Origin of the sequence: Collinsella aerofaciens, from assembly GCF_018785265.1 — a bacterium.
Classification (GTDB): Bacteria; Actinomycetota; Coriobacteriia; order Coriobacteriales; family Coriobacteriaceae; genus Collinsella; species Collinsella aerofaciens_AI.
The window spans coordinates 1-24,830 of sequence record NZ_WQPK01000045.1; the positions used below are offsets into that span (position 1 = coordinate 1).

Annotated in this window: 19 protein-coding genes and 2 tRNA genes; 19 read left to right on the plus strand and 2 right to left on the minus strand. The window is 60.5% G+C overall.

Going from position 1 to position 24,830, the window contains the following annotated elements; translation table 11 throughout:
• Positions 1 to 592: 592 nt before the first annotated feature.
• Both GPK42_RS07410 and asnB read right to left on the minus strand, forming a co-directional pair.
• Positions 593 to 668, minus strand: a tRNA-Val gene (locus GPK42_RS07410).
• 57 nt (positions 669 to 725) lie between these two features.
• On the minus strand, positions 726 to 2,594 hold the full coding sequence (gene asnB / locus GPK42_RS07415) for an asparagine synthase (glutamine-hydrolyzing) (RefSeq protein ID WP_215694626.1): 1,869 nt from the start codon (positions 2,592 to 2,594) through the stop codon (positions 726 to 728).
• Positions 2,595 to 3,026: 432 nt separating this feature from the next.
• Here asnB and GPK42_RS07420 point away from each other — a divergent pair, with 432 nt between their 5' ends.
• The 19 genes from GPK42_RS07420 (at position 3,027) to GPK42_RS07510 (ending at position 24,829) form a co-directional block, all read left to right on the plus strand.
• Positions 3,027 to 4,511, plus strand: a complete 1,485-nt coding sequence (locus tag GPK42_RS07420; RefSeq protein ID WP_252200207.1) for a Mur ligase family protein — start codon at positions 3,027 to 3,029, stop codon at positions 4,509 to 4,511.
• Positions 4,512 to 4,541: 30 nt separating this feature from the next.
• Positions 4,542 to 5,453: an HAD family hydrolase gene (locus tag GPK42_RS07425; protein ID WP_215694630.1), complete on the plus strand. Its 912-nt coding sequence runs from the start codon at positions 4,542 to 4,544 to the stop codon at positions 5,451 to 5,453.
• A gap of 51 nt (positions 5,454 to 5,504) precedes the next feature.
• Positions 5,505 to 6,389 (plus strand): glutamate racemase, encoded by an 885-nt coding sequence (gene murI / locus GPK42_RS07430; protein ID WP_215694632.1) that lies wholly within the window; start codon positions 5,505 to 5,507, stop codon positions 6,387 to 6,389.
• A 53-nt stretch (positions 6,390 to 6,442) separates the two neighbouring features.
• Positions 6,443 to 7,168: a ribonuclease PH gene (gene rph, locus GPK42_RS07435; RefSeq protein WP_215694634.1), complete on the plus strand. Its 726-nt coding sequence runs from the start codon at positions 6,443 to 6,445 to the stop codon at positions 7,166 to 7,168.
• A 144-nt stretch (positions 7,169 to 7,312) separates the two neighbouring features.
• Complete coding sequence (gene rdgB, locus GPK42_RS07440; RefSeq protein WP_022094898.1) at positions 7,313 to 7,954, plus strand: RdgB/HAM1 family non-canonical purine NTP pyrophosphatase; 642 nt, start codon at positions 7,313 to 7,315, stop codon at positions 7,952 to 7,954.
• Between the two features lie 3 nt (positions 7,955 to 7,957).
• Positions 7,958 to 8,404 (plus strand): D-aminoacyl-tRNA deacylase, encoded by a 447-nt coding sequence (gene dtd / locus GPK42_RS07445; protein WP_215694636.1) that lies wholly within the window; start codon positions 7,958 to 7,960, stop codon positions 8,402 to 8,404.
• Between the two features lie 130 nt (positions 8,405 to 8,534).
• The gene (locus tag GPK42_RS07450) at positions 8,535 to 8,831 is read left to right on the plus strand and encodes a Veg family protein (RefSeq protein WP_117799674.1); all 297 of its coding nucleotides are present in this window, start codon (positions 8,535 to 8,537) and stop codon (positions 8,829 to 8,831) included.
• Between the two features lie 2 nt (positions 8,832 to 8,833).
• Positions 8,834 to 9,730: a 4-(cytidine 5'-diphospho)-2-C-methyl-D-erythritol kinase gene (ispE, locus tag GPK42_RS07455; protein ID WP_233543014.1), complete on the plus strand. Its 897-nt coding sequence runs from the start codon at positions 8,834 to 8,836 to the stop codon at positions 9,728 to 9,730.
• A gap of 49 nt (positions 9,731 to 9,779) precedes the next feature.
• Positions 9,780 to 9,856, plus strand: a tRNA-Pro gene (locus GPK42_RS07460).
• Positions 9,857 to 9,968: 112 nt separating this feature from the next.
• The gene (gene tatA, locus GPK42_RS07465; protein WP_022094895.1) at positions 9,969 to 10,244 is read left to right on the plus strand and encodes a twin-arginine translocase TatA/TatE family subunit; all 276 of its coding nucleotides are present in this window, start codon (positions 9,969 to 9,971) and stop codon (positions 10,242 to 10,244) included.
• Between the two features lie 106 nt (positions 10,245 to 10,350).
• Positions 10,351 to 10,821 (plus strand): transcription elongation factor GreA, encoded by a 471-nt coding sequence (gene greA, locus GPK42_RS07470; protein ID WP_006234960.1) that lies wholly within the window; start codon positions 10,351 to 10,353, stop codon positions 10,819 to 10,821.
• A gap of 79 nt (positions 10,822 to 10,900) precedes the next feature.
• Positions 10,901 to 12,865 carry a lysine--tRNA ligase gene (gene lysS / locus GPK42_RS07475; protein WP_215694638.1) on the plus strand — a complete coding sequence of 655 codons (1,965 nt, stop codon included), beginning with the start codon at positions 10,901 to 10,903 and terminating at the stop codon, positions 12,863 to 12,865.
• A 321-nt stretch (positions 12,866 to 13,186) separates the two neighbouring features.
• Complete coding sequence (locus tag GPK42_RS07480; RefSeq protein ID WP_252200209.1) at positions 13,187 to 14,755, plus strand: threonine/serine exporter family protein; 1,569 nt, start codon at positions 13,187 to 13,189, stop codon at positions 14,753 to 14,755.
• A gap of 313 nt (positions 14,756 to 15,068) precedes the next feature.
• Positions 15,069 to 15,617 (plus strand): DUF2798 domain-containing protein, encoded by a 549-nt coding sequence (locus tag GPK42_RS07485; protein ID WP_055285230.1) that lies wholly within the window; start codon positions 15,069 to 15,071, stop codon positions 15,615 to 15,617.
• A gap of 281 nt (positions 15,618 to 15,898) precedes the next feature.
• On the plus strand, positions 15,899 to 20,338 hold the full coding sequence (locus GPK42_RS07490) for an acyl-CoA dehydratase activase (RefSeq protein ID WP_215694642.1): 4,440 nt from the start codon (positions 15,899 to 15,901) through the stop codon (positions 20,336 to 20,338).
• Entirely contained in the window at positions 20,322 to 21,011 is a 690-nt protein-coding gene (locus tag GPK42_RS07495; RefSeq protein ID WP_055285228.1) for a TetR/AcrR family transcriptional regulator, read from the plus strand. Before GPK42_RS07490 ends, GPK42_RS07495 begins: the two co-directional genes overlap by 17 nt.
• A gap of 192 nt (positions 21,012 to 21,203) precedes the next feature.
• Positions 21,204 to 23,846, plus strand: a complete 2,643-nt coding sequence (locus GPK42_RS07500; RefSeq protein WP_215694644.1) for an ATP-dependent Clp protease ATP-binding subunit — start codon at positions 21,204 to 21,206, stop codon at positions 23,844 to 23,846.
• A 105-nt stretch (positions 23,847 to 23,951) separates the two neighbouring features.
• A complete protein-coding gene (locus GPK42_RS07505; protein ID WP_215694646.1) occupies positions 23,952 to 24,311 on the plus strand; it encodes a type II toxin-antitoxin system RelB/DinJ family antitoxin in 360 nt (119 codons plus the stop codon).
• Positions 24,308 to 24,829 carry a PIN domain-containing protein gene (locus GPK42_RS07510; protein ID WP_215694648.1) on the plus strand — a complete coding sequence of 174 codons (522 nt, stop codon included), beginning with the start codon at positions 24,308 to 24,310 and terminating at the stop codon, positions 24,827 to 24,829. The genes GPK42_RS07505 and GPK42_RS07510 overlap by 4 nt, the downstream gene beginning before the upstream one ends.
• The last annotated feature ends 1 nt before the right edge of the window (position 24,830 follow it).

Sequence of the window (24,830 nt, forward strand, 5' to 3'; positions counted from 1 at the left end):
TAGGCGGTGTCCCCTCCCTTTCAAGAAAGGGCGGAGGCGGGGCATGCCCCGCCTCTTACACCACATCTCTGTGCGCTACCAATGGTCAGGAGAGCCTCTGGACAAAAAATGCCAAATATGAGTACTGTCACCAGTTGAATCTCATATGAAACCGACTATTTAGGATTAGTTAGACCACACATGTTCAATTATGTTAGTGGAAAACTAGTAGCAAAGGCTTCAAATCGCTGATTCAAGGCTAGATTTACCCAGTCATATCCAAATACCGCTGCTACAAAATTAGTAACAGTACTCATTTTTGCCATTTTTTGGCCACGGCCTTTGTGACAGACGTGTTGACGGGTTCGAATCCCTCTGCGATGGGCCCAAAAACGAAAGGCCCCCATAGCTGGGAGCCTATCAAATCAGTGGTGGGCGATGAGGGATGTCCGCGTGCGGCTTCGCCGCCCGCCCTCGCTTTGGGCCTACGGCCCTCGCGTGCTGCGCTGGAAAACGCTTCGCGTTTCCTCAGCTCCGCACCCTTGCGGGTTCGAATTCCATGTACCGGGCACAAAAAAGAAAGGCCTCCATCACTGGAGGCCTAACAATTCAATGGTGGGCGATGAGGGATTCGAACCCCCAGCCTTGTGCGTGTAAAGCACCTGCGCTAACCGTTGCGCCAATCGCCCGCAGGGATTGAGTATAGCGGAAACCCTGCGTGGTTCACCGCTAATTCATAACGAAAACTAAGCGGCGACTTTAGCGCCCTTGTCCTCGTCGATAAAGAAGCGCTTGTACCAAATGAGGAACGTCAGCGTGGTATAGATCTTGCGCTGGTTGAGCGCGCGACCCTTAAAGTGATCGTCGAGCAGTTTCATGAGCGCATCGGTGTCAAAGAAATCAGCAGCCCACGGCGCGGTGAAGTATTCCTTTACGTAGTCGTAATACTTTTGCTCGCGCAGCCAGAACTTGACCGGTACAGGGAAGCCCACCTTCTTGCGCGTTGCCCACTCGTCGGGCAGCGTGCGGTTGGCGGCGTGACGCAGGACGAGCTTGCAGCCTTCTTCGTTAACACGGTAGTTGGCGGGAATGTGCTCGGCAAACTCCATGACCTTCTTGTCCAGGAACGGGACGCGAAGCTCCAGAGAATGCGCCATGCACATTTTGTCGGCCTTGAGCAGAATGTCGCCCGGCAGCCACATGTTCATATCCAGATACTGTTTCTTGGAAAGCTCGCAGCAGTTGGGAACCTGCTTGTAGTACTCGGCGCACATCTCGGCGGCGTTCTTGCCGGTGTCATAAGCGGGCTTGAGCACCTCGTCGACCTCGGAGGGATCGAACACCTTTGCCTGACCCACATACCAGCGCTCGGGAACCTCGGCGCATTTCGTCAGGAAGTTGTGGCCCTTAAAGTAGGGGAGATGCTGAACGAGTGAGCCCAGGGCGCGACGTACGCCGAGCGGCACGCGCTTCTTAAAGGTGCGCATCTCGGGGGTGTCCTCGTACCACTCATAGCCGGCAAACAGTTCGTCGGCACCCTCGCCCGAAAGGACGACGGTGACCTCCTTGGAAGCCATCTGCGCCAGATAGTACAGCGGCACGCTGGACAGGTTCGATTGCGGCTCGTCCATGTGGTACTGGATATCGGGCAGTGCATCAAAGAACTCGTCGGCGGTAATCATCTTGCGCACGTTCTTGATGCCCAGCTTGTCGGAAAGCTCGGCGGCGTAGTTGGTCTCGTTGAAGTTCTTGTAATCGAAGCCGACAGAATACGTGGTGTCGGGCATGAGACAGGCGGCAATGTAGCTGGAATCGACACCGCCAGAAAGGAACGAGCCCACCTTAACATCGGCGATTCGGTGCGCAGCGACGCTTTCGTGCACGACCTTGTCGCACTCGTCCACGTACTCCTCGAAGGTCTTGGAGTTGTCGTCGGTGAAGTCGCAGCTCCAGTAACGCTTGATGTCCATGGTGTTGGTCGTCAGGTCATACGTAAAGCAATGCGCCGGGGCAAGCTTGAACACGCCCTTAAAGAAGGTCTCCTCCGTGGCGGGGAATTGCAGCGTCAGGTAGGGGCGCAGCGCGTCGTGGTTGACAGCCTTCTCAAACTTGGGATGGTCCAGGAAGCTCTTGATCTCGGAGCCAAACAGCAGCGAGCCATCGGATGCCTGGTAGTAATAGAACGGCTTGATACCAAAGATGTCACGAGCACCAAAGAGTTTGTTCTTGTTCTGGTCGTGAATCACGAACGCGTACATGCCGCGCAGACGGTTGACCAGGTCCTCGCCCCACTCCTCGTAACCGTGTACCAGGACCTCGGTATCAGCGTTGCAGTGGAAGGCGTAGCCGGCCGCCTCCAGCTCGGCACGAAGCTCCTGGAAGTTGTAGATCTCTCCGTTGAAGACAATCGTGACCTTGCCGTCGTCGCTCGACATGGGCTGGGCTCCAGCTTCGGAAAGATCGAGAATCGAAAGACGACGGAAGCCAAGGGCAACGTTGTCGACGATATGCTGGCCGCCCATATCGGGACCACGGTGGATGATGCGATTCATCATGGCCGTGAGAACCAGCTCACTCTGTTCATCTGTACCGGTAAAACCGACAAAACCGCACATGCAAGATCCTTTCTGCTGACGGCTCAGGTGTACTGCCGCAAGGATTGCGGCAGCTGATGTCAAATAATCTTTACTATCATGCCAATCTTTTGTTTCGTGATAGGGCATAAGCGCCGAGCGAACCGAAAAAACCACGTCCCGATCTTCAGGCGAAGCGGCGGGACGTGGTTGCGAACGCTATGTTAAAGAACAGCACCCAGATTTCCTTGGTTTTACACGGGGTGAACACTGTTGCCATTTATTAGACCACGGCACAGTCCATGCAATTTTTTAGAAGGCTGTGATGCGCGCAAGGTCAGGTGGCATATTAGGATGGTTGATAATACAGAATGTTTCATCGTTTCTGCCGCGGGACGCCTTCTGCCCTTTAAGGCTGAATTTAGCGAGAGAGGTCTTTGTATGTCGAGTCCGACACAAGAGAAGCTAACTCTGATGCGCTATATAGAGTTGCTCGAGGAAGATGACCTTGTTGTTTCCAGACCGAGCGCTTCGTGCGACCAGCGCATTGAGTTTGCGACTGATGACTCGCGCCAGGTGCGTCCGGGCACGTTGTTTGTCTGCAAAGGCCGTGCGTTTAAGCGCGAGTACCTGCTTTCGGCAATCGCCGATGGCGCCGTGGCCTACGTTTCCGAGGTCGATTACGATGTTGATCTTCCCGCGGTGATTGTGAGCGATATTCGTCGCACGCTCGCCGTGGTGGCAGATGCCTTTTATGGGCACCCGTCGGGTAAGGTGAAGGTCTGCGCCTTTACAGGCACCAAGGGCAAGTCGACCTGCAGCTTTTATCTGCGCGGCATCCTCGCCAACGAGGCCAAGCTTACGGGCTGTCATCGACCCGCTCTTAATACGGGCATTGAGTTCGACGACGGCATCGAGACGGGCCCTTCCAAGCTGACGACCCCCGAATCCTTCCTGCTGCAGTCTCGCATCGCACATGCTGCGGAGGCGGGTGCCCCGTGGCTGGTTATGGAGGCATCGAGTCAGGGCCTCAAATACGAGCGCACGGGCAAGATTGACTTTGAAGTCGGCGCCTTTACCAATATCGGCGAGGATCACATTTCGCCGATTGAGCATCCGACGCTCGAGGATTACTTTGCCAGCAAGCTCAAAATCTTCTCGCAGAGCCGTTTTGCCGTGGTCAATCTCGATATGGATAAGGTCGATCGCGTGCTCGAGGCGGCATCTCGTTGCGAACGTACGGTGACGTTCTCCCTGACCGACGAGCGTGCCGACGTGCTTGCGCTGGCGATTCGCAATGGCGACTGCGGCGTGGTGGCAACGGTGCGCACGCCCCGTTTTACGCGTGACATTGTGATTCCCACGCCGGTTAAGTTCAATGTGTCCAACGCGCTTGCCGCTATTGCCTGCGCCGAGGCCCTGGGCATTTCCGAAGAGGGTATCGTCCATGGCTTTGAGGGCGTCTTCGTTCCCGGTCGTATGGAGCTCTATCCGTCCGTATCGGGCAAAATCCTGGGCATCGTCGATTTTGCACATAACGGCATGAGCCTCGAGACACTCCTGCGCGACTTGCGCGAGAACTATCCCGAGCGCGAGCTGGCGGTTGTATTTGGCGCTACGGGCGGTAAGGGTGTCGATCGACGCACCACGATGGGCATCGCCGCTGGCAAGTATGCCGACCGAATCGTGATTACCGAGGATGACCCCGGCCCCGAGGATGTCGAGGACATCTGCGCCGAGATCGCGCGCAACGTTCAAGCGCAGGGAAATGATAACTGGCAAATCGTGACTGATCGCGTTGCCGCTATCGAGACTGCCGTGCGCGAAACTGTCCGTCCTGCCGTGGTCATCGTGACCGGTAAGGGCGAGGAAGAGTGTATGCTGCGCAAGAACGGACCCGAGCCTTGTGAGCGCGACGGTTCGATTCTCAAGCGCACCCTTGCGGCGTACGACGCCTAGACCAGCCCCTTCTATGTAAACGGAGTGACCATGTCCCACAACATCCTGCCGACCGTTGCCGAGCTTTCGGGCGAGGTGCGCGAGCGTCTTGCCAAGGTCAAGTATGTCTTTACCGATCTGGACGCCACGATGCTCGCCCCCGGCTCGTGTGTACTGCGCGATAACGACGGCAATCCCTCGACCAAGCTCGTCGAGGCGGTTGTCGCGCTCGCTCGTGCCGGCATCCAGGTGGTCCCCACCTCGGGTCGCAATCGCACCATGATCCATGAGGACGCCCGCGTGCTCGGCCTCAACTCCTACATCGGCGAGATGGGCGGCCTGGTCATGTACGACCTCAAGGCCAACGACTGGGAGTACCTGACGGGCGACATGCCCTACGACCCCGCCTGCGGTCTCACGCCGCACCAGGTGATCGAGCAGACCGGCGTGTGCGAGAAGATCCTTGCCCGCTGGCCGCACAAGATCGAATACCACAACGACATGTCGACCGGCTACAAGTACCGTGAGGTCACCGTCGGCATGCGCGGCGATGTGCCCGACGATGAGGTCCAGGCCATCCTGGACGAGGCCGGCTGCGGTCTGGTCTGGGCTTGCAACGGCCATCTGACGCACCTGTCCAAGCCGACGACGCTCGAGCTTAATCGCGTCGAGGACGGTCGCGCCTTCAACATCAATCCGGCGGGGCTCAACAAGGGCGTTGCCATTGCGCGCTTCTGCGAGCACCTGGGGATCGAGCGCGAGGAGACGCTTGCACTCGGCGACTCCGAGTCCGACTTCTACATGGCCGACCATGTTGGCATGTTCTGCCTGGTCGAGAACGGTCTGACGAGCGCCGGTGCCCCGGAGTTCTTGGACACCTGCGACAATGCCTATGTAACGCGCGGCAAGATTGTCGACGGTTGGGTGGCAACGGCCGAGCTGCTGGTCGCAGCCCGTTCGTAGTGCGACGCATCACGCGTGGTCGCATTTTTCGAGAGAGAATCTGGTGAGGTAATGTCCGATATCGATAATCTGGCCGGGGACACGCGTCCGATCGGCGTGTTCGACTCGGGCCTGGGCGGCTTGACGGTCGCGCGCGCGATCGCAACAGCGCTTCCGCACGAGTCCGTCTACTATTTCGGTGACACTAAGCGCTGCCCTTATGGCACCCGCACCGAGGACGAGGTTCGCTCGTTTGCGCTGCAGGCGGGCCGCTGGCTATCGAGGCACGACGTTAAGATCATGGTCATCGCCTGTAACACGGCGACCGCCGCGGCCTTGCGTCTGGCTCAACAAGTGCTCGACGTTCCCGTGATCGGCGTGATCGCCCCGGGCGCGCGCGCCGCCATCAACAGCACGCGTACGCGTCGCGTGGGCGTGCTGGCCACCAACCTCACCATTCGCTCGGGTGCCTACACGCGCGCCATCCAGGACTTGGATGCTGGTGTCGATGTGTATGGCTGCCCGGCCTCGAGCTTTGTCGAGGTCGTCGAGCACGAGCTCGCCTCGGGCGCGCATCTGCAGGAGCAGTGGCTCGAGAACGAGGATATTTTTGATACGCCAGCCGTTCGCGCGCTGGTCGGCGCCACAGTCGAGCCGCTGCACGATCGCGGCATCGATACCGTGGTGCTCGGCTGTACGCACTTCCCGCTGCTGGTGGGTCCCATCCGCCATGCGCTGGGACCCGGGGTGCGCGTGGTGAGCTCCGCCGAGGAGACCACCCGCGAGCTGACTGATATCCTCACGCGTCGTGAGCAGCTGGCGGGCGATACCGCCGAGCCACAGCATCGCTTTGCCACCACGTCTGACAACATTGCCGAGTTTGCGGTGGCGGGTAGCTTTATCTTTGGCCAGCCGCTTAAAAGCATCGAGCATGTCGATATCGACGAACTCGGTTAGGCTCGCAATGTCGCCGGAGTCTTCGCCACATCTTTTGCCGAAAGGATAGTTCCATGGAATACATGCAGGTCAACCGCGCCAACGGCCGCGCCGCCAACGAGTTGCGCCCCGTTAAGCTCACCCGCGGCGTCATGAAGCACGCCCACGGCTCGTGCCTGGCGGAGTTCGGCGACACGCGCGTACTGTGCGCCGCCACCATCGAGGAGGGTGTGCCGGGTTGGCGCAAGGGCGCCAAGGCCGGCTGGGTAACGGCGGAATATGCGATGCTGCCGGCCTCGACCGGTAAACGCTGCAAGCGCGAGCATGCCAACCGCAAGGGGCGCTCCATGGAGATCGAGCGGCTTATCGGCCGCAGCCTGCGTACCGTTGTCAATATGAAGGCGCTCGGCGAGTACACCGTTACCGTCGACTGCGATGTGATCCAGGCCGATGGCGGCACGCGTACGGCGAGCATTACCGGCGCCTGGATGGCGCTGCACGACGCCCTTGCCATGTGGGTCGAGGCGGGCAAACTCGAGCGCATCCCGCTCACGGGCCAGGTTGCCGCCATTTCCATGGGCGTCGTCGATGGCAACACCCTGCTCGACTTGGATTATTCCGAGGACAGCCACGCCGAGGTAGACATGAACCTCGTCGCTACCGACACCGGCGAGATGATCGAACTTCAGGGTACCGGCGAGCAGGCGCCCTTCGACCGTAAGCGTCTCAACGCCCTACTCGACCTGGGCGACAAGGGCATTGCCGAGCTCATCGAGCTTCAGCACCAAGCCCTCGCCTAGCCTACCAAAAAGGGATGTTAATTTTGGCAGGTTTTATCTGGGAAAACGTCGAAGTATAAGACTGCCGTTGATTGAGAGGGGAGAGAGGCCGAGGTCCTCGTCGCCCTCAACTCGGCATTGCTATAAGAGACAAGGAGGCCAGCCATGGCACTTGAGAAGATTGACATCGACACCCTCGACCCGGCGGCGACCATCGTCGTTGCAACCGGCAACGCCCATAAGCTCACCGAGATCGAGGCCATTTTGGGCAAGGTCATGCCCGAGGTGCGTTTTGTGGCGCTCGGCCAGCTGGGCGATTTTGAGGACCCCGAGGAAAACGGCACGACGTTTTTGGAGAACGCCATCATCAAGGCGCAGGCTGCCGTTGAGGAGACGGGCCTTATGGCCATCGCCGACGATTCTGGCTTGGTCGTCGACGCGCTGGACGGCGAGCCGGGCGTGTATAGCGCGCGCTATGCGGGCGTGCATGGCGACGATGCCGCCAACAACGCCAAGCTTCTCGTTAACCTGGAAGGCGTGGCAGACGAGGATCGTACCGCGCGCTTTATGAGCGTCGTCGCGCTTATCGATACGGACGGCCTGGTCACTTATGGCGAGGGCGCCTGCGAGGGCGTTATCGCGCACGAGGGTCGCGGCGATCACGGCTTTGGCTACGACCCGCTGTTCCTGCCGGTCGATACGCCGGGCAAGACTATGGCCGAGCTCACGGCGGACGAGAAGAACGCCATCAGCCATCGTTTCCATGCGCTCGAGCATCTGTCCGCCAAGCTGACGGGCGAGGAGTAGGCCGTGCGTGCGGTGGTGCAGCGCGTGCTCAACGCCGGCGTGACGGTCGACGGTGAGTGCGTGGGCCGCATTGGACGCGGCTACCTGGTACTGCTGGGCGTGGGCCACGGCGACACACGCGCCGAAGCCGACAAGCTGTGGGGCAAGCTCCGCGGGCTACGCATCAATGAGGACGAGAACGGCAAGACCAACTTGGCACTGGACGATGTCGACGGCGAGGTGCTCGTGGTGTCGCAGTTCACACTGTTTGCCGACTGCCGCCACGGCCGCCGTCCATCGTTTACGGACGCCGGCGCGCCCGATGTCGCTAACGAACTTTACGAGTACTTTTTGACACTCGTCGCTCAGGACGTTGAGCATGTGGCGCACGGTATCTTTGGCGCCGATATGAAGGTCGACCTGGTCAACGACGGTCCGTTCACCATCGTCCTGGACACAGACAATCTGTAAGTAGTCAATTTGGGACCGGGCTTTTTTAGCTGCTTGCGTATGGCTGCAGCAGGGTGCTATAGTATTAGAGTTTTGTCTATCTTAGGGGTATTATCCCCTTTTTGAATTGCACCCTCTGGAGGCCCTATTCATGGAAGAGATGGAAGTCAATCACGTCGACGACATCCACGAGAAGCTGACCGATATGGTGGGCGATCGCGTCAAGGTTAAGGCCAACATGGGCCGTACCCGCGTCATCGAGCGCATGGGCACCATCAAGAGCGTCCACCCCGCTGTCTTTATCGTTGAGGTTGACGAGCGTCGCGGCCGCAAATCGCGTCAGTCCTACCAGTACATCGATGTCCTTACCGGCCAGGTCGAACTGTTCGACCCCGAGAGCGGCGAACATATCTTTACCCCGCTCGGCAACCAGCTCGAGGAGCACTAACGGTGACCGATCGGTCCCTCATCCTTACCGCGCCGGCAAAGATTAACCTCTATCTGGGGGTTCATACCGAGCGCGACGCCCGCGGCTATCACAGGGTCGATTCCCTGATGGCAGCCGTCGGTCTAGCCGATACCGTGACGGTCACGCCGGCGCAGGCGTTGACCGTCCAGACGGTTCCGGCATCCGATTTTCCCATGCAAAAAAATACGGCCTATCGGGCGGCAATCGCTATGGCCGAGCGTTACGGTCGCGATGCCAACGTGTGCGTGACGATCGAAAAGCGTATCCCGCTGTGCGCCGGCCTGGGAGGCCCCTCGACGGATGCCGCTGCGGTCATCGTTGCCTTGGCCGAGCTGTGGGGTATCGACCGCGCCGACCCCGCGCTCGATGACATCGCTCGCGGTATCGGCGCCGACGTGCCGTTCTTTTTGCACACGAGTCCCGCATTCTACGTCGGCGGGGGAGATGTGCTGGCCACTGAGTATCCTGTGCTTCCGGCGACACCTGTCGTATTGGTCAAACCGCACGAGACGAGCGTTTCAACGGTTGAAGCGTATCGACGATTTGATGAGAGCCCGGTGCCCGCGGAAAAACCCGATGCGATTGCTTCTGTCTTACGCGCCGGCGATGCCGAGGCGGCATATGCGCTCGTTCATAACAATCTGGGCGTCATATCCGCGCAGATGGAGCCGCGGATCCAGGCAGTTCTCGACTGGCTGCGCGCACAGGAGGGAACCGTTGCCGTGGACGTGTGCGGTTCGGGTGCTTGCTCGTTTGCCATTTGCGATACCGTCGCTGCAGCAGCCCATCTTGCGGGAGCTGCCCAGCAAAATGGCTGGTGGGCCTGCGCGACTGAGCTTATTCCCAACACGGTTCAAATCGACGCGCCAAAGAAATAAAAATTTCTCTAGCACGCGGCGAAAATCTTTGTTACTATAGTCGAGCTAACGGGTTGTGGCTCAGTTTGGTAGAGCACTGCGTTCGGGACGCAGGGGTCGCTGGTTCAAATCCAGTCAACCCGACCAGAGCATGAGGAGGGACCGCTTCTTGCGGTCCCTTTTTTTAGCTAGTGTTGTGATACCGCGATACCCGCGGTATACTCATTCGAGCTTGTCTCGCTGTATTGTGGAGGTCTACATGTTTGGACTGAGGGCTCCTGAGCTCATCATTATTCTCGTCGTTGTCCTGATTATCTTCGGGCCCAAGAACCTGCCGAAGCTCGGCAAGTCCCTCGGCTCTACCGTCAAGAATATCCGTGAGGGTATGGAGGGCGACGATAAGGCCGAGACCAAGCAGGCCGAGGAGGTCGTGGTCGAGCAGTCCGAGGAGGACAAGGAGATCGCTGAGCTCGAGGCCAAGCTCGCTGCTGCCAAGAAGAAGCAGGCAGAGGACAGCGACGCGGACGCAGAGTAGTCCCATCCCTTTGGGGTGAGCACCTGACCGGCTTGCCCGCAGGCTAGCCGGTCTTTTTCGTTTTGTTGACAGTTGATTGTTTGATCAGAGTTGGGGAGATATCCGTATGGACGCAAGCCAGATCGTACTGACCGCTGAGGGCCGCCAGAAGCTCGTCGAGGAGCTCGCCTGGCGTGAGGGCGATTACGCCAAGGAGATCGTCGAGGACATCAAGGAAGCCCGCGCGTTCGGCGACCTTTCGGAGAACTCCGAGTACGATGCCGCCAAGGACAAGCAGGCCCAGAATGCTGCTCGTATCGCCGAGATCCAGGCCATTCTTGCCAACGCTCAGGTTGCTGCCACTACGGGCGATCTGACCGTCTCCATCGGTTCCACCGTTTCGCTGATTGATCCCAACGGCGAGGTCATGGAAGTCACGCTCGTTGGTACCACCGAGACCAACTCGCTCGAGCACAAGATTTCCAACGAGTCTCCGGTCGGTCACGCCATCATCGGTCACGGCGAGGGCGACTCCGTCGAGGTCGTTACGCCTTCCGGCAAGACTCGCGTCTACACCATCGCCAAGATCGCACGCTAGACCACGGTCCCGCGTAAAGGTATGTTTTCGCTCCCTGGGACCGAATCCTGGGGAGCGTTTTAGTTTGAGGAGCTAACTTATGGCAGAGAACCAGAACGTCGCCGATCAGGCATCGACGCTCAACGACGAGCGCGCCACCCGCCTGGCCAAGCGCGCCGCCCTGTTCGAGGCGGGCCAGAACCCCTATCCCGAGCACTCTGAGCTTGAGGACTACGTCGCCGATATCGAGGCTAAGTACGCCGAGCTTGCCGATGGCGAGGACACCGAGGACGTCGTGAAGATCGCCGGCCGTGTGGTCGCCAAGCGCGGTCAGGGCAAGATTATGTTCATCGTCGTGCGCGATGCGACTGCCGAGATTCAGCTGTTCTGCCGCATCAACGACATGGACGAGGCTGCCTGGAATACGCTCAAGGCCCTCGACCTGGGCGACATCCTGGGCGTGACCGGCGTGGTCGTGCGTACCCAGCGCGGCCAGCTTTCCGTTGCCCCTAAGAGCGCGACCCTGCTTTCCAAGGCCGTTCGTCCGCTGCCCGAGAAGTTCCACGGTCTTTCCGATAAGGAGACCCGCTATCGCCAGCGCTATGTCGACCTGATCGCCAACGACGACGTTCGCGAGACCTTCCGTAAGCGTTCGCAGATTCTCTCCACCTTCCGTCGCTTTATGGAGTCCGACGGCTACATGGAGGTCGAGACCCCCATCCTGCAGACCATCCAGGGCGGCGCTACTGCCAAGCCGTTCATTACCCACTTCAACGCGCTCGATCAGGAGTGCTACCTGCGTATTGCCACCGAGCTGCACCTCAAACGCTGCATCGTCGGTGGTTTTGAGCGCGTGTTCGAGATCGGCCGCATCTTCCGTAACGAGGGCATGGACCTTACCCACAACCCCGAGTTCACCACGATGGAGGCCTACCGTGCCTTCTCCGACCTCGAGGGCATGAAGGCGCTCGCCCAGGGCGTCATTAAGGCGGCTAACAAGGCCATCGGCAACCCCGAGGTCATCGAGTACCAGGGCCAGACCATCGACCTTTCTGGTGAGTGGGCCAGCCGTCCCATGACCGACATCGTCTCCGACGTGCTCGGCAAGCAGGTCACCATCGACACGCCGGTCGAGGAGCTTGCTGCCGCCGCGCGCGAGAAGGGCCTGGAGATCAAGCCCGAGTGGACTGCTGGCAAGATCATCGCCGAGCTTTACGATGAGCTGGGCGAGGATACCATCGTCAACCCGACCTTCGTGTGCGATTACCCCATCGAGGTCAGCCCGCTTGCCAAGCGTTTTGAGGACGACCCGCGTTTGACCCACCGCTTTGAGCTGGTCATCGCCGGCCACGAGTACGCCAACGCATTCTCCGAGCTCAACGACCCGGTCGACCAGGCTGAGCGCTTTGCTGCCCAGATGGCCGAGAAGGCCGGCGGTGACGACGAGGCCATGGAGTACGACGAGGACTACGTGCGCGCCCTCGAGTACGGTATGCCTCCCGCGGGCGGCATTGGCATTGGTATCGACCGCGTGGTCATGCTGCTCACCAACCAGGCTTCTATCCGCGACGTGCTGCTGTTCCCGCACATGAAGCCCGAGAAGGGTTTCCAGTCCGGTGCCGCTGCCGCCAAGGCTGCCGAGGCCGGCAACGCCGCGAGCCCGTTCGTTACGTCGCTTAAGCCCACGCTCGATTACTCCAAGATCGCCGTTGAGCCGCTGTTTGAGGAGTTCGTCGACTTTGATACCTTCTCCAAGAGCGACTTCCGCGCTGTGAAGGTCAAGGCATGCGAGGCCGTCAAGAAGTCCAAGAAGCTGCTGAACTTTACGCTCGACGACGGCACCGGCACCGACCGCACCATCCTCTCCGGCATCCATGGCTACTATGAGCCCGAGGACCTGGTCGGCAAGACCTTGCTCGCCATCACCAATCTGCCTCCGCGCAAGATGATGGGTATTCCCAGCTGCGGTATGCTGATCAGCGCCATCCACGAGGAGGAGGGCGAGGAGCGCCTCAACCTGATCCAACTCGACGCTTCCATCCCCGCCGGCGCAAAGATGTACTAGGGGGTTACGCGGGTTTACCAACCCGCGTAACCAGTTGACGCTGCAAGCCCGCCAGAGCGGCAATCTGCCTTTCAACTTCGGCGGCATGACCAAAAGGTCAATGCCGCCTTGTTTCAAGACACCTTGCTCGCTCTGGCGGGCTTTCGCTGTTGTTGCCAGGGCATCGGCGTTGCCTTGGCCGTCAATAGTCATTGGGGGCGTTCTCAAACGACTACCCAACGGCTATTGCACACATGGCTCGCATGACAGCCGTCTCTTTTATGTTTCCTTTAGCCGTTGCTGCTTAGGATGGGGGTTAGTCGGGAGGAAGGGAGTGTCTATATGGACGACGCGAGCGAGCGTGCAATCGAAGAGGACATGCTCGATCAGTTCAATTACTTTGACGATGAGGATGAGGAGCTGATCGATCGTCGCGAGCCGGCACCGCTTGACTCATTTGATCTGGTCGATGAAGAGCCCGACGAGGACGAGGGCGAATCAACGGAGCCCCCACAGCCTTCGCGCCTTGACTCGCTGCTTTCGAGAGCCCCCATGCACCACGGCGTTCGTGCCGGCGCGCTCCATATGAAAACTGACTGGCACCAGATCGTGACGGCAGGCGATGAGCTTGCTGTCGATGCGCCGCTCACCGATAAGTCATCCATCATCTGCCGCACCGGCATGCTTATGCTGGCAAGCGGAACAGGTGCCTGGCGCGTGCGCGATACCATGAATCGTGTTGCCGCCGTGCTCGGCGTTACGATTCACGTCGACCTGAGTCTTCTGTCGTTTGAATGCACCTGCATCGAAGATGGCCACTGCTTTAACGAGGTTGTCAGCCTGCCCACAACGGGGGTCAATACTCATCGCATTTGGATGATGGAGAGCTTCTTAAAGGAAATCGAGATTTATGGGCGCCGGTTTACCGTGCATGAGTACCACGAGATGCTCAAGACCGTTGAGAGCTCGAAGCCCGATTACGCTCTCTGGCAACAGGGTCTTGCGGCGGCCTGTGCTTGTGGCGCCTTCGTCTTTTTGCTCGGCGGCGGCCCTATCGAGATGGCCTGCGCGTTCGTAGGCGCTGGTGTCGGCAACTTTGCTCGCTCCCATATTCTCAAGCAGGGTCTTGGCCAGTTCAGCGCGCTGACGACTGGCGTTGCGCTCGCTTGCGTTTCGTATCTGCTGGCATTGCTCGGCCTTAGCCAGGTCATTCCAGGGGCAATGTCGCACCAAGAAGGCTATATCGGCGCCATGCTCTTTGTGATTCCCGGCTTTCCCCTCATTACGGCAGGCCTCGACATCGCTAAGCTTGACATGCGAAGCGGTATCGAGCGTCTTTCGTATGCTGTGTCGATTATTGTGATGGCGACCCTCGTAGGTTGGATGGTTGCTGAGTGTGTGGGACTGGCGCCGGATGACTTCGCCCCGCTCGGCCTCTCACCGTTGGCTCTTACGCTCTTGCGCATACTGATGAGCTTTATCGGTGTATTTGGCTTCTCGGTTATGTTCAACAGCCCGGTAAAGATGGCAGCGGCGGCAGGGCTCATCGGCGCCGTGTCCAATACCTTGCGCCTTACGCTCGTCGATGCGCCGACGATACTTCCTTTCCTGGGCCTGAGCGCAGGTATGCCTCCCGAGGCAGCAGCGTTTATCGGCGCACTGGTATCGGGGTTGCTCGCGAGCTTAGCCGAAATCAAGCTCACCTACCCACGCATCGCCCTCACGGTGCCATCAATTGTCATTATGGTGCCTGGCTTGTATCTGTATCGCTCGATGTATTACATGTGCACCTTCGACACGGTCAATATGCTCGGCTGGTTTGTGCGTGCGGTGCTCATCGTGGCGTTTTTGCCCGTTGGTCTGGGTGTGGCGCGTACGCTCACCGACCCTCGCTGGCGCCACACCAGCTAATTGGTACAAGGGGGACAGGTTACTTTGCACCAAATGAGTTGCGGTGAAATAGGGACTGAATTGCTGCTTAAAGGGTCAAAACAGTCCGTATTCCACCGCAACTTATGGGGTCGGGGGATTATCGGTGCCCTGCATCTTCATAAACTCAACGCTTACGAAGCGCATGCGTTTCGTGCTAGGCTGGTTCCACCACATAAGTAGTCGCAGACGCGCGTACCACGGGCGGGCGAGATGAAGTTCCAACAGCTCCATCTTGCCCGCCCGTTTTTGTTGCGTGGCGCCGCGGTACAACACAGAGAGGAATCTGCCCTTTATGCCTATCAACAAACGAGAGAGCCTGCTGTTCACCTTTATCATGTGCTTTTGCATGGTGCTCTGGATGAGCATCTACAACGTTGCCCTGCAGCACGGGGCCATCAACGGCGAGGTCGTTGCCGCTGCGTGGCTCGGCTTCCCCGTTGCCTACATTTTTGCCATGTGCTGCGACTGGTTCGTCGCCAGCCCGCTCGCCAAGGGTTTCGCCTTTAAGTACTTGGTCACGCCGGGCAAGAGCTCGCCACTTGCCATGACGCTCGCCGTCAGCTCCTGCATGGTCGTTCCCATGGTCATCATCATGTCGCTGTACGGTGCCTGCGAGGGCCTGACGCACATGCCCGGCGGCATCCTTGCGAACCTGTATTCCGTGCCTGCGATCTGGATGATCAACATCCCGCATAATTTTGTGATGGCGCTGCCGTGGAACCTTTTGGTAGCCGGTCCGATTTCCCACTTCGTCTTCCGTCGCGCCTTCCCTGTGGGGACGGTTTTCGAGGAGGAGCATGCCGAGCTCTTGGAGCAGGCTATGGCTCCTGAGTGCGAGTAGCTCGCTTAGGGATCTGCTGAGCGCGGGCGACTTGCTTGGTTGGAGCCCTAAGCGTGGATAGCTCTCTCGGCGACATCGCGGGCGTGAGCGGTGCGCATGACCGGAGGGCCCGTGCTGCTCCGTTGCCCGACGTGCTAGCGCGCAGAAGAATCTGTTGGTGCATTCGGCGGCTGCTGAAGCGTTTCGGCAGCCGCTTTTTATACGGAGTTTAAATACAACAGTCTGTTGTATTACGTAGAGTGGTATATCTCTAGCAGGAAAAATGCGAGAGACGGAGCATTATGGCGTTGCTAGTAGGACTGGACGTAGGGTCGACGACGACCAAAGTTTACGCGATGCACGAGGATATGACCGAGGCGTGGTGGGGATATCGCCGCCACGGGGCGTGTCAGACAGCGAGCGTGCGCGCCATGCTCGGCGAGCTCGCCGAGCGCTTTCCCCATGAGTCGCTGCGCGTTGCGGTGACCGGCTCGGGTGCGCGCGATATCGCGACCGCGCTGGGCGCCTCGTACGTTCAGGAGGTGGTCGCCAACGCGCTCGCGATCAGCAGGTTCTATCCGCAGACGCGCTGCGCCATCGAGCTGGGCGGCCAAGACGCCAAGATGATCTTCTTCCGCACCAACGATAAGGGAGACATCGAGGTTGCCGACATGCGCATGAACGGTTCGTGCGCAGGCGGTACCGGTGCATTTATCGACGAGATGGCAAAGCTCATGGGGGTCGGCACCGAATCGGGCGAGTTCGAGCAGCTCGCAAGCCGGGGAACGACCGTCCACGAGGTCTCGGGCCGCTGCGGCGTGTACGCAAAGACCGATATCCAGCCGCTGCTCAACGAGGGCATTCCTACCACCGACCTGGCGCTTTCGGCGCTTCACGCGGTCGCCCGCCAAACGATCGGCGGTCTGGCCCAGGGTATCGACATCGAGCCGCCGGTAATCTTCGAGGGCGGTACGCTCGCCTACAACCCCACGCTGGTCCGCGTGTTCCGGGAGCAACTGAATCTATCGGACGATCAGGTTATCGTCCCGCGCGATCCGCAGATCATGGTCGCGCGCGGTGCCGCCCTGTCGCTGACCGACATGTTCGCATCGTCCCAACCGATCGACCTTCCCGACGCTTTTGTCCGGCTGGATAAGCTCGAGACGGTCGCGCCCGCAAGCGGGGAGGGACGTCTTGCCCAGCCCTTTTTTGCCACACCTGCCGAGCAGGCGGATTTTACGGCACGCCATGGCAAAGAGACGCCGGCAAAGGGTCCGGATGCGTATGCGCCCGGAGAGACGGTGCGCGTGGCGCTCGGTATCGATTCGGGGAGCACGACGACCAAGTTCGCCCTGGTCGATGAGGCGGGTGAGCTTGTCGATTCGTTCTACGCGTCTAATAACGGCAGACCGCTCGACGTCGCCCAACAGGGTCTTGTCAGCTTGAAGAACCGCTGGGAGACAGCGGGAGTCACGCTTGCGATCGATGCCGTGGGCACCACGGGATACGGCGAGGAGCTTTTCGCGCGCGCGTTCCACGCCGACTACCATACGGTCGAGACGGTCGCGCACGCCCGCGCCGCGTGCGCATGCGTTCCCGATGCGACCTTCGTGCTCGACATCGGCGGACAGGATATGAAGGCCATCTGGCTCAACCACGGCGTGCTGACCGATATCGTCGTCAACGAGGCGTGCTCTGCGGGCTGCGGCTCGTTCCTCGAGGGTTTTGCCAAAAACCTCGGAATAGCCGTTGAGGATATCGCGACCGAGGCATTTTCGTCCAAAGCCCCCGCCGTTCTCGGCAGCCGCTGCACGGTGTTCATGAACAGCAGCGTCGTTTCCGAGCAGCGGCGCGGTAAGGGTCCGGGCGACATCATGGCCGGTCTCTGCCGTTCGATTATCGAGAACGTGTTCACCAAGGTCATTCGCGTTTCAAATCTCAACCGTCTGGGCGACAAAGTCGTCGTCCAGGGCGGCACGTTCCGAAACGACGCGGTGCTGCGCGCATTCGAGCAGTATCTGGGCAAACCCGTCACGCGTGCGCCCCACCCGGGGCTGATGGGCGCTATCGGTATCGCCCTGCTCGCGCGCGAGGAATGCCGCAAGGGCGACGCCGGCACGTCGTTTATCGGGCTCGATGCCGTGGAGCGCTTCGAGCATCGCGAGTTCGGCGGCGTTACCTGCCGTCGGTGCAACAACCGCTGCCAGCGCGCGGTCGTGGCATTTGGCGACGGCTCGCTTTACGTCACGGGCAATCGCTGCCCGCGCGGCGGCGCCATCTCATGGGATGAGCTCGTGCGCGAGGTTCCCGCGGCGGAGGAGCTGCGTCCGCAGGGTGCTTGCGAGGCACAGGCACCCGGCACGGGGCGCGACCGGACCGCGGCTGCCCCCAATCTCTTTGTCGACCGCGAGAAGCTGCTGTTCGAGTCGTGCCCCACGGTTCCCGTCTGCGGGGGGCGCGATGTCACGATCGGCATTCCCCGTGTGCTCGAGTTCTGGGACACCATGCCGTTCTGGTCGACGTTCTTCAGCACGCTCGGCTTTAAGGTGCGCGTCTCGGGACGCAGCACCAAGGCGATGTACGAGCGCGGTCTGGCGCACGTCACATCCGACACCGTGTGCTTCCCGGCCAAGCTCGTCCACGGGCACATCCGCAATCTCGTCGACGCCGGCGTCGACCGTATCTTCATGCCCATCATCACGACGGTGCCCACCGAAAACACCGCCTCTACCAGCGAGTGGATGTGCGCCGTCGTAAAGGGATACCCCTACGTGATGCGCAATTCCGATAACCCGGAGGAGCGTTTCGGCGTTCCGTTCGATACGCCGCTGTTCCACTGGTACGACGAGGGCGACCGAAACCGCCAGCTCAAGGCGTGGTGCAAGGAGACCTTCGATATCGATGCCGACCTGGTTGCCAAGGCGACCGAGCAGGCGGACCGCGCGCAGCAGACGTTTGAGAACCAGCTGCAGCTGCGCGGCAGGCAGGTGCTCGAGAACGTGCGCGAGGACGGCGGCTACGCGGTGGTGATCGCTTCGCGCCCGTACCACAACGACCCGCTGGTCAACCACGGGCTGCCCAAGCTCTTCTCTGAGCGCGGCATCCCCGTGCTGACGCCCGATGCGGTGCCGGGGGTCTGCGACGTCGATCTTTCCAACAGCCGCATCGACATCGTGAACAACTACCATGCGCGCATGCTGTCGTGCGCGGTCATCGTCGCATCGACGCCCGAGCTCGAGCTCGTGCAGATGGGCAGCTTCGGCTGCGGCCACGATGCGTATCTCACCGACGAGATCGCGCGCATGATGGGCGAGATGGGCTCCAAGGTTCCGATGATGATCAAGCTCGATGAGAGCGACGTCGCCGGTCCCATGGGCATTCGCGTGCGTTCGTTTATCGAGTCGGTCAACCGTCGTCGCGCGGAGGAGCGTGCCGAGGGCGCCCGGGTGCACGCGGTCCATCCGCTCGACGACCCGTATAAGGTCAAGTACACCAAGCGCGACCGGCACGACAAGATCGCGCTGGTCCCCAACACCTCCCATGCGTTCTGCAGGCTCATGACCGCGGCGATGCGCAATCAGGGCGTGCGCGCCGAGGCCCTTGATATCGGGCGCGAGGATGCCATCCGCCTGGGCAAACGCTATGTGCACAACGACATCTGCTTCCCCGCGCAAATCGTGATCGGCGAGGCGCTCGCGGCACTCGAGAGCGGTAAGTACGACCCGCACGACGTCGCCGTGGTGACTGGCAAGTATATCGGCGACTGCCGCCTGACGCACTACATGCCCCTGCTGCGCCGCGCGCTCGACGACGCGGGATACGACTATGTCCCGGTGCTCACCAACGACGACGTCGATGCCCACAATGCGCATCCGGGCTTCAAGCTCGGCCTTGGCCCGAGCATCCAGATCGCCTACGGTCTTCCCATGATCGATACCCTCGAGGCCATGCTTAGGCGCATCCGTCCCTACGAGCTCGAGAAGGGCGCGGCGGACGCTGCGTTCGACCGCGCGCTCGATGAGGTTATCGAGGGCATGGAGCGCTCCGGGCTGAGAGGCCAGGCGACGGGCTTCAAACGCGCGCTTGCGATCATGGACGCCGTTCCGTACGACCGCTCGAACCCGCATCCGACCGTTCTCATCGTGGGCGAGTACCTGCTCAATTTCCATCTCGGCGCCAACCACGAGATCGAGCGCTACCTCGAGGACAACGGGCTCGAGGTCATCGAGGCGCGCATGACCGACGTGATCCGCAAGACCTATTTCTACAAGCATGCGCAGTCGCGCGAGTTCCACGTCGACCTGTCGCTGCCCGAAAAGGCCTGGTACGCCACGGCGGACAACCTGTTCGAGCTCGCGCACGACCGTTGCGACCGCCTGGGCGCGGCGAGCCCGCTCTACGAGCCGCCGACGCGCATGCCCGAGCTCGTGCGCGCGAGCGATAAGATCCTGCACCATACGTTCGATGCGGGCGAGGGCGTGCTGATTCCGGCGGAGATCCTCGAGCACGCCAAGCGCGGCTGCCGCAACTTCGTGATCCTGCAGCCGTTCGGGTGTCTGCCCAACCATGTCGTGGGGCGCGGGCTCATCCATGCGCTCAAGGAGCAGTATCCCACGGCGCAGTTCCTGCCGCTCGACTACGATCCCGACGTGAGCTTCGCCAACGTGGAGAACCGTCTTCAGATGCTCATCATGAACGCCAAGGCGCAGGGGTGCGGTGAGGCGCATGGCGAGACCGCGTAAGGACGCCGATGCGCCCGATGCACGCACCCGTATCATCGAGGCGTTTTGGGAGCTCATCGAGAACAACAGCATCTTCGAGCTGTCGGTTGGCGAGGTGACCCGCGCCGCCCGGTGCAATCGCGGAACGTTTTACTACTATTTTCACGATTTCGATGAACTCGTCGCCATCGCCATAGCCCAACTGCTGCAGGATAACGAGCTCATCACCGATGCCCTCTGGCATTTTTCGAGCGAGGGCGACCTTTCGGCGTTCGACCGGCGCGACGTCCGCTGCCTGCTGCGGCGCATCGTCATCACCATGAGGGCGGGTGCCGCCGAGCAGGTCGTGCAGGGCATCCATACGATCATCATCGACCGCGTGAGAGAGATCGTCCACCCCGACGGAGAAGAGCTCAAGGCGGATTCGAGCTTTGCGGTGGGCTTTCTGGTCTCGGGCATCATGGACTTTGTGATGGCGGTCGGCTTTGCCCGGGAGGGCGGCGAGGAGATAGACCTCGAGCAGCTGGGGGACAGCGCGTGCGCGTACCTGAGGGCGGTCGCCATGCAGACGGTGGAAACGGTCGCGCAAGTCGAGGGCGTCGATACATCCGAGCTGCTCGAACGCGTCTCCAAGGAGGCCGATGCCTATCGCGCATCGCGTGCGACGAGTCCCGACGTGGTGAAAGACGCCTAGGGTTTCTCTTGCGGGGCGCCTGTCGCGCATCGCGCGGTGAGTCCCGCGATGCGGTCATAACCTGCATTCATGTGAGCCGGGTTTATAGATATTCCTCCAGCTGTTAACATAGACAACCTGTGGGTAAAGAGACAAAAGCGCCGCCGACGGGCGGGCGTTTTGATTTCGATGAACTCATGTAAGGAAACGAGCATGTTAGATAGATTTACCGATCGAGCGCGCAAGGTCATGTCGATGGCCAAACAGGAGGCGCTCGATCTTCATTCAAATAAGGTGGGCACCGAGCACCTGCTGCTCGCGCTTGCCAAGGAGGACGAGGGTATTGCCGCCGAGGCACTGCGTTCGCTCGATATCTCCTACGATGACATCATGGATACCCTCAAAGAGGTCCAGACCACGGTTCCCGAGCCCAGCGAGGAGACCGAGGCGGCCAAGCTCGCCTTTACGCCGCTCGTCATCAGCGTGATGGAACGCTCCTTCCGCGTGGCACGCGAGAACAACCAGACCTACGTTTCGACCGAGCACTTGCTGATCGGCATCGTCGAAGAAGGCAACGGCATGGCCATGGACATCCTCATGCGCCTGGGCGTGTCGTCTGCCTCCATCAAAAAGGCTATCGAGAAACTCACCGCCAAGGACCAGGATAAGAAGCGCCCGCTCGCTGGCGCCGGTGCTGGTCGTCCCGGTACGGGCCTGCCGTTCTTTAGCGGCTCGGATACCTCCCAGCAAAGGGGGGGCGGTACCGATACACTTAAGCAGTTCGCGACCAACCTTACGCAGAAGGCGCGCGACGGTGAGCTCGATCCGGTGATCGGCCGCGAAAAGGAAGTCCAGCGTATGATGGAAATTCTTTCGCGTCGCACCAAGAACAACCCGCTCATCCTGGGCGATCCCGGCGTGGGCAAGACGGCCATCGTCGAGGGTCTGGCCCAGCAGATCGCCGCCGGCAACGTGCCCGAGAACCTCATGAACCAGAATATCTGGACGCTCGACCTGCCGGGTCTCGTTGCGGGCGCCAAGTATCGCGGTGAGTTCGAGGAGCGCCTCAAGAACGTGATCCAGGAGGCAACCGAGGCCGACGACGTCATCCTGTTTATCGATGAGATGCACACCATCATCGGTGCCGGTTCCGCCGAGGGCTCCATCGACGCGAGCTCCATGCTCAAGCCGGTGCTCGCGCGCGGCGCTTTCCAGATTATCGGTGCCACCACGGCCGAGGAGTTCCGCAAGTACCTTACCAAGGACCCGGCCTTCGAGCGTCGCTTCCAGACCATCGATGTCGAGGAGCCGAGTGTCGAGGACACCGTCAAGATTCTGACTGCGCTCAAGCCACGCTACGAGGAGCACCACCACGTGCGTTACACGCAGGGTGCCATCGAGGCCGCCGCGAACCTCTCCAACCGCTACATCCAGGATCGCTTCCTGCCCGATAAGGCAATCGACCTCATCGACGAGGCCGGTGCCCGCGCTCGCATCGCCGCGAATCGCGCACCCGAGCCGGTGCGCGAGGCCGAGCATCGCATCGAGGAGCTCAAGGCCGCCGCGCAGGAGGCCACCGAGAGCGACGACATGAACAAGGCTGCCGAGATCACCGAGCAGCAGAAGGCTGCCGAGATTGAACTCGCCGAGGCCAAGGCCGCCTGGACGGCCGAGCTCGACGCCAGCCCGCTCACCATCGACGTGAGTCAGATTGCCGACATCGTGTCCGTGACTTCGGGCGTGCCGGTGTCCTCGCTTACCGAGAGCGAGAGCCGTCGCCTGCTGCAGGCCGAAAGCGTACTCAAGACGCGCATCATCGGTCAGGATGAGGCTGTCGAGGCAGTTGCCAAGGCCGTGCGCCGCAGCCGCTCGCCGCTCAAGGATCCGCGTCGCCCCGGCGGCAGCTTTATCTTCCTGGGTCCCACCGGCACGGGCAAGACCGAGCTCGCCAAGACGCTCGCCGAGTACCTCTTTGGCAGCAAGGACGCACTCATCAGCTTCGACATGTCCGAGTTCGGTAGCGAGTTCGAGGTCTCCAAGCTCATCGGTAGCCCTCCGGGTTACGTCGGTCACGACGAGGGCGGCCAGCTCACCAAGGCCGTTCGTCGCCACCCGTACTCGGTCGTGCTGTTCGACGAGATCGAGAAGGCGCACCCCGATATCTTCAACATCCTGCTGCAGGTGCTGGAAGAGGGTCGTCTGACCGATAGCCAGGGCAAGACGGTAGACTTCCGCAACACCGTGATCATCATGACGTCCAACGTGGGCGCCCGCGAGATTGCGCAGGATGCGAGCGTGGGCTTTGGCACCACCGGCGAGCAGGGTCTCACGTCGAGTGAGATCCGTGGTCGCGCGATGGGCGAGCTCAAGCGCCTGTTCCGCCCCGAGCTGCTCAACCGTATCGATGACATCGTGGTGTTCCAGAAGCTCTCGGGCGAGAATCTCACCAAGATCGCGCACCTGCTGGTGGACGACCTGCGTCAGCGTTTGATTGCCAACGGCATGAACATCAAGCTCACCGATGCGGCCTATGACAAGATCGTGGCCGAGGGCACCGACCTCACCAACGGTGCGCGTCCGCTGCGCCGTGCCATCCAAAAGCTCATCGAGGACCCGCTGTCCGAGGAGCTTCTGGCCGGCGAGTGGGGCGAGGGCGATACCGTCCTGTGCGACGTGGCCGATGGCAAGTTTGTCTTTAGCCACGGCACGGGCGAGATCCCGGCACCGCGTCCGGCGGGCACGCTCGGTGGCGATACCGCCCCGGCGGCACCGCACACCGGCAACGCCGCGCCCGTGAGCGGCGGCGTGACCTCGGACCCCGGCGGCATGATGCAAGCCGGTTCCGGCGCGCTGTAGGGATTAACATAGCTTTGCGAAGGGGCACTCCTGTCGGGGCGCTCCTTTTTATGAGTAAATGGTGCTATACTCGAAATACAAATATGTATAGCAGAAGGAGCTAGCATGCCTATATCGGTACTCGACTCACGGCCGGTCCAGATGAATGTACGCATGGATCGCCAACTCAAAGAGGCTGGGGACGCCGTGCTGGCGCATATCGGCATGACGCCGTCTCAAGCGGTGCGGACACTTTGGGAATATCTGGTCGTCAACGGATGCATGCCCTCGAGATCGGGGATTGCGGTACCGAGCTCTAACGTGCCAGCGACTGCGTCGGTGGAATCAAGGGTTACGCAAGGCAGCCACATCGTGCGCGATGCGTGCCTCAAATACGGCATCCCTGTTCCCGACCTCTCGGGTGACTACGATGACCTCTATGAGGAAGCAATGGCGGAGCGCTATCCCGAGTGGGTGGAGCTATGAGTGCAGACGGCATTCTCAAGTTGCTCATCGACACCAACGTATGGATGGATTACTTTTCTGGAAGGTCGGACCGGACAGCGGATGTTGTCCGTCTATTCGAGATTGCCGATGTCTCGGAGCAGATTGCCCTGTTTGCCTCGTCTCTTTCGGTCAAAGATGTCTCGTATCTTGTCTCGGCGGCGATTAAGAGGGAGTGCCGAAGGAAGAATGGTTCGCTGAGCGATAACGCCATTGCGGCGGCGGACGAAACGGCCTGGGCATGCGTTCGGCAGATGCGCGAGCTCGCCCTCATCGCGCCGGTCGGTGCAGACGAGGTCTTCGACTCCTTTGTGTTCAAGTATCATCACAATGACTTTGAGGATGACCTGATGCTGGGCGTTGCCAATCGCATCGACGTCGATTACGTCGTGACGGAGGACAAAAATCTCATTAAGCATACCAATGGTGTATGCATAAACGTTGATCAGGCGTTGAGGTTGGTTGAAGGGTCCAGCGTCCCTTCGGCGCGGCCCGTCTAAC